This window comes from Thermohalobaculum sp. (assembly GCF_058622915.1).
The window spans coordinates 1-5,321 of record NZ_JBZSYN010000167.1 but is presented as its reverse complement, the minus strand read 5'-3'; the positions used below and the strand labels follow the sequence as shown (position 1 = coordinate 5,321).

The window sequence follows — 5,321 nt, the reverse complement described above, 5'->3', positions numbered from 1 at the left end:
GAGGAGCAGGCGCGGATCGCTGCCGCCTTCCGCGAGGCCAGCCGCGCCACCGGCCACGCCGCCCAGGACCTCGCGGTCGCCTTGGCCGCGCCAGGCCCGGACGGCACGGCGACGCTGCTGGTCGCCTATGCCGCCACTTGGCGCGAGGCCCGCGACTATGCCACGCGCTGGGGCTTCGTGCCGGGCCCGGTCTCGACCCGCCACCACGCCGAGGCTTTCGCCCCAGCGGGGCCGGTGTTCCGCCTGCTGGCCGACGCGCCGGGGAGCGAGCAGACGCGGCCCCGGCCGCCATCCTGGCTCGCCCTGGCGCTGGCCGCATCGCTGTGGGCGGCGCTGGCGCACTCGGCCGCGGCCAGTCCGGCGCCCGGGACCGCACCGATGCCGCGCACGCGCGCGGGGGTGGCCGCGGTGGTGGCGCTGCAGGGTCCGCAAAGCAGCGGCGGCTGGACCGCCGTTCTGCCACCCAGGCGCCCCGGGCGCCCGGCGCTGGTGCCGGGGCCGCGCGCCGTGCAGGGCAGGACCGCGCCCCGCGCCCCGGCGTCGGCAGGCCGGGCGGGGGGACTGGCCGCGCCGTTGCCCGTCGTCAGGCCGGCGCGTGCCGCGCCGCCGAATGCACAGGTCGGGGCGGTGCCTGTCGCCATGGTGTCGCGGGTGCAGCCTGCCGCGACCTCCTCCACGGCTCCGTCAGCGGTGCGCGCGCCGGCGCGCCCCTTCCAGGCCAACCGCGCAGCCCTGGTCGGGGTTGTCGATTTCGACACCGGCCGCGAGGCGTTCATCAGGCTGCCCGGCGGCGCATTCCGCACCGTCAGGGTGGGCGACGTGCTCGAGGGCTGGACGGTCAGCGTGATCGGTCACGACACCTTGCAGCTGCGCCGCGGCGCCCAGGCGCACACGCTGCTGTTGGTCAGCCGCTGAGCCCCTTGGGGCCCGCGCGCCAGGCCTCCCAGTCCGCCGGGGTGTCGAGGTCGGTGGCCGCCGCGCCGCCCGGCAGTGCCACCTCCACCAGGAATTCCGGGTAGTCCTCGATCACCGGGCGGGCGCCGGCGTCGCCCTCGAGCGCGCGCAAAAGCTCGAAGAAGCGCCGGCCGAACAGCACCGGGTGGCCCGGGCGCCCGGCCTCGGTGGTGGCGCGCACGATGGCGCGGCCCGCCGCCGGGTCGAAGGCGGCGATCAGCCGGTCCGCATGGGCCGCCGTCAGCTCGGGCATGTCGGCGAGCACCACCAGCACGGCATCCGCCTCGGGCCTCAGCGCCGCGACGCCGGCGCCGATCGAGGTGCCCATGCCCTCGGCGGCGCGCCGGTTGGTCACCGCCCTGGCCCCGGTGCCGGCGATGGCCTCGAGCCGCGCCCCCGGCTCGGGCGGCAGCACGACCACCACCTCGTCGGCGGCACTGCCGGCCAGCGTCTCGACCACGCGGCGCTAAAGCGGCCGGCCCGCCACCGGCTCCACCAGCTTGTCGCGCCCGCCCATGCGGCGCGACTGCCCGGCGGCCAGCACCAGCGCCGAGACCACCGGCCTGAGCGCCGCCTCGGCCCCGCCCGACCGCGGCGCGGGGCGCGAGGGGATCTCCTTGAGCAGGCCTCCCACCCCCATCGCCGCCACGTCGGCGGGCGTGGGGTCGAGCCCGCAGGCGATCCGCTCGATGACCCAGTCCACCCCGCTCGGCTTGAGCGAGCGGGCCGAGCCGGGCAGGCCGATCACGCGGCGCGCTCCGAGCTCGGCGAGGAACACCAGGTTGCCGGGGTCGACCGGCAGGCCGAAGCGCGTCACCCGGCCGCCCGCCGCCGCGACCGCCGCCGGGCCGACGTCGGCCCGGTCCGATGTGGCCGAGCCGGCGAGGATCAGCACGATCTCGCCCTCGGCTTCTGCCAGCGCCGCCCTGAGCGCGGCGGTCTCGTGCGCCACCACGCGCTCACAGACTAGATCGAGCCCCAGCGCCGTCAGCCGGGTGCGGATCGCCTCGGCCCCCTTGGCGACCAGCTTCTCCGGCATGCCGGGCGTGCGCGTCAGGATCAGCCCGGCGCTGCGGCGCACGAGCGGCCTGACCGCCACCGCCCCGCGGCCCGTGACCAGCCGCTCGGCCTCGGCCACCGCCGCCTCGGGCGCGGCATAGGGGATGATCTTCACCGTCGCCACCATCTCGCGCGGCTCGACGCGGGCGAAGTCGGGCAGGGTGGCGACCGTGATCGCCTCGTCGATCCGGTTCACGCGGCCGATCAGCCCGGCGTCGAGGCGCAGCACGCCGGGCTCGGTGGCATAGAGGTTCACCCGCCCGGTGAAGGGGGCCGAGAGCGTGAGTCCGGCGGCCTGCGCATCGCGGGCGAGGGCGGCGCCGATGCGCGCCGCGGACGTGTCCTCATCGATGTCGCCGGGCTCGAGCCGGGCGACGGTGACCTCGGCGAAGCCTTCGGCGGCCAGCGCGGCGATGTCGGCTCGCGTGACACGGCGGCCCTTCTTCAGCCGGCCCCCGGCGAGCCCGATGGAATGGGCCAGCACCGCGCCCTCGGCCTTGGCCAGCGGGACCGGGCCGAACTTCATCCGCTGGCTCGCGGCGCCCGGCCCGGCCGCGTCTCGGGCCGGCGCAGGCGCTCGATCATCTGGGCCAGTACGGCGATGGCGATCTCGGCCGGCGAGCGGGCGCCGATGGCAAGCCCGATGGGCGCGTCGATGCGGGCGATCTCGGCCTCGGCGACCCCGGCCTGCTTCAGCCGCTCCACCCGCTTGGCATGGGTGCGGGTCGAGCCCAGCGCGCCGATGTAGAAGACGGGGCTTTTGAGCGCCGCGACCAGCGCCGGGTCGTCGATCTTGGGGTCGTGCGTGAGCGTGACCACGGCGGTGCGCGCGTCCAGCCCGTGCGCCGCCAGCGCGGCGTCCGGCCAGTCGTGCACCAGCGCCCTGCCGGGGAAGCGGGCCGGCGAGGCGAAGGCCTCGCGCGGGTCGATCAGCGTCACGTCATAGCCCGCCTCCTCGGCCATGGCGACCAGCGGCTGGGCGATGTGCCCGGCGCCGACCACGGCGAGCCTGAGCGGCGGGTTGTGCACGGCGATGAAGCGGTCGGGCTCGGCCTCGTCGAAGCCCGAGCGGTCGGCGTCGAAGCGTGCCGGGGCGTCCTCGGGGGCCAGCAGCTCGCGTCGCCAGGCGCGCGTGTCGGTCGCCACCGCGACGGCGCGGCGCTCGGCCCGCGCGGTGACCAGGGCGTCGAGCAGCTTGGGCTCGATGCCCGCGCCCTTGCCGACGGGCTCGACCATGACGCGGATGCGCCCGCCGCAGGCCAGCCCCACGGCGAAGGCCTCGTCGTCGCTGACGCCGAAATCGAGGATGCGGCAGCGCCCGTCCTCGAGCGCCTCCAGCGCCTCGACCGCCACCGCGCCCTCGACGCAGCCGCCCGAGACCGAGCCCATCAGCTCGCTGTCGCCCGAGACCGCGAGCTGCGAGCCCACCGGGCGCGGCGCCGAGCCCCAGGTCTCGACCACAGTCGCCAGCGCCGCGCCCTTGCCGGCGCGGTGCCACTCCAGAGCCGTCTCGGGGATGCGTTCGTGCTCGGGGATGCGTTCGTGCTCGGCGATGCTCATGTGCGGCCTCCGGCAAAAGACTTGGCCCCTCGCGGGGCCGCTGGCAAGGCTCAGGGGGTGCCCAGCGCCGCAAGCCGCGCCTTCTCGCCCACGTCGCCGGGCCGGGTCAGGGCCTCGGCGAGCGCTTCGAGGCTCATCAGGTTGTGCGCCGCGCGCAGGCTGTCCACATGCGGCAACAGCGCCTTCACCCCCTGCGCCTTCGCCTCGAAGCCGTCCCAGCGCAAGAGCGGGTTGAGCCAGATCAGCTTGCGGCACGACAGCCTCAGCCGCTCGGCCGCGCGGGCCAGCCGCTGCGGGTCGCCCCGGTCCAGCCCGTCGGTGATCAACAGCACCACCGCGCCCTGGCCCAGCACGCGGCGCGACCAGGTCTTGTTGAACTCGGCCAGGCAGGCGCCGATGCGCGTGCCGCCCTCCCAGTCCTCGACCTCCGATCCGGCGCGGGCCAGTGCCTCGTCCACGTCGCGCCGGCGCAGATGCCGGGTGACGTTGGTCAGCCGCGTGCCGAAGGTGAAGACATTGACCGAGGACCAGCCCGTCCCCGGTGCGTTCGTCGCGGCGTGCAGGAAGTGCAGCATCATGCGGCTGTAGGCGGCCATCGAGCCCGAGATGTCGCACAGCGCCACCAGCGCCGGCCAGCGCTGGCGGCGCCTGCGCCGCGCCAGCATGCGCACCTCGCCGCCCTGGCGCATGGCCCCGCGCATGCTGCGCCGCCAGTCGGCGATACGGCCGTGCGGGTCGGCGATGGTGCGGCGCGAGGCGATGGCGCGCACCGGCAACCTGAGCGCGGCGATGGCGCGCCTCGCCTCGGCCACCTCGGCGGCGGTCATCTGCTCGAAGTCGCGCGACCTCAGCTGCTCGCTCGCCGAGAAGGTCAGCGTGGCGTCGAACTCGACCTCCTCGGGCGCGGCCTCGCCCATTGGCGGAGGCGCCTCGAGGCCCGAGGTCAGGCCCTCGGCCGCGCGCGCCTCGCCGGGCTTATTCTCGCGCTCGCGCGGGGGTACGCGCATCTCGGGCAGCAACAGCCCCATCATCTTCTCGAGCAATTGCGGATCGCGCCAGAACATGTGGAAGCACTGGTCGAACACGGCGCGCTGCTCGGGCCGCGACAGGAAGCAGGCGGCCAGCGTGTGGTAGAAGTCCGAGCGGTATTCGAAGCCGCCCACCGCCACCGCGTTGACCGCGTCGACCACGCGGCCGGTGCCCACCGGGATGCCCGCGGCGCGCAGCGCCCGGGCGAAATGCAGCACGTTCGCCGCCAGCCGGCCGTGCCCGGGGGTGGCCAGCCGGTCGGGCATCAGGCCGCTCCCGCCATCCCCCGGCGCACGTCGTCGAGCACCCGCTTGGCCTTGGAGTCGCGGAAGCGGGCGATGTCGTCCTGGTACTTCAAGAGCGCGCCCAGCGTGTCCGAGACCGTCTGCGCGTCGAGCTCCATGGCATCGAGCGCAACCAGGCACCTGGCCCAGTCGATGGTCTCGGCCACGCCCGGCCGCTTGAACAGGTCCTCGCTGCGCAGGCGCTGCACGAAGGCGACCACCTCGCCGGCCAGTTTCTCGGCCACCTCGGGTGCGCGGGCATTGAGGATCTGAAGCTCGCGCGCGGCGTCGGGGTAGTCCACCCAGTGATACAGGCAGCGCCGCTTCAGCGCGTCGTGGATCTCGCGCGTGCGGTTCGAGGTCAGGATGACGATGGGCGGCTGGTCGGCGTGGATGGTGCCGAGCTCGGGCACCGTGACCTGGAAGTCGCTCAAG

The 5,321-nt window shown here is 75.4% G+C and carries 5 protein-coding genes and 1 pseudogene; 1 reads left to right on the top strand and 5 read right to left on the bottom strand.

Features of this window, described 5'->3' with window-relative positions; translation table 11 throughout:
* A pseudogene (locus AC32QD_RS12845) lies at nt 1-915 on the top strand (hypothetical protein); the annotation flags it as partial.
* Here AC32QD_RS12845 and AC32QD_RS12840 read toward each other — a convergent pair.
* The 5 genes from AC32QD_RS12840 to AC32QD_RS12820 form a co-directional block, all read right to left on the bottom strand.
* Nucleotides 905-1,414 (bottom strand): nucleotidyltransferase family protein, encoded by a 510-nt coding sequence (locus AC32QD_RS12840; protein WP_492010903.1) that lies wholly within the window; start codon nt 1,412-1,414, stop codon nt 905-907. The pseudogene AC32QD_RS12845 and the gene AC32QD_RS12840 overlap by 11 nt on opposite strands.
* A gap of 6 nt (nt 1,415-1,420) precedes the next feature.
* Nucleotides 1,421-2,539, bottom strand: coding sequence for a molybdopterin-binding protein (locus tag AC32QD_RS12835; protein ID WP_492010902.1), 1,119 nt, complete (start codon nt 2,537-2,539; stop codon nt 1,421-1,423).
* Nucleotides 2,536-3,573 carry an XdhC family protein gene (locus AC32QD_RS12830; protein WP_492010901.1) on the bottom strand — a complete coding sequence of 346 codons (1,038 nt, stop codon included), beginning with the start codon at nt 3,571-3,573 and terminating at the stop codon, nt 2,536-2,538. The genes AC32QD_RS12835 and AC32QD_RS12830 overlap by 4 nt, the downstream gene beginning before the upstream one ends.
* Nucleotides 3,574-3,623: 50 nt before the next feature.
* Nucleotides 3,624-4,868 (bottom strand): vWA domain-containing protein, encoded by a 1,245-nt coding sequence (locus tag AC32QD_RS12825; RefSeq protein ID WP_492010900.1) that lies wholly within the window; start codon nt 4,866-4,868, stop codon nt 3,624-3,626.
* A partial coding sequence (locus tag AC32QD_RS12820) for an AAA family ATPase (protein ID WP_492010899.1) occupies nt 4,868-5,321 on the bottom strand: 454 nt, incomplete at its 5' end. The genes AC32QD_RS12820 and AC32QD_RS12825, both read right to left, overlap by 1 nt.

Bases quoted from the DNA above. Each gene is read 5' to 3' on its own strand.
- AC32QD_RS12835 (WP_492010902.1), bottom strand. From the start codon at position 2,539: ATGAAGTTCGGCCCGGTCCCGCTGGCCAAGGCCGAGGGCGCGGTGCTG.
- AC32QD_RS12830 (WP_492010901.1), bottom strand. From the start codon at position 3,573: ATGAGCATCGCCGAGCACGAACGCATCCCCGAGCACGAACGCATCCCC.
- AC32QD_RS12825 (WP_492010900.1), bottom strand. From the start codon at position 4,868: ATGCCCGACCGGCTGGCCACCCCCGGGCACGGCCGGCTGGCGGCGAAC.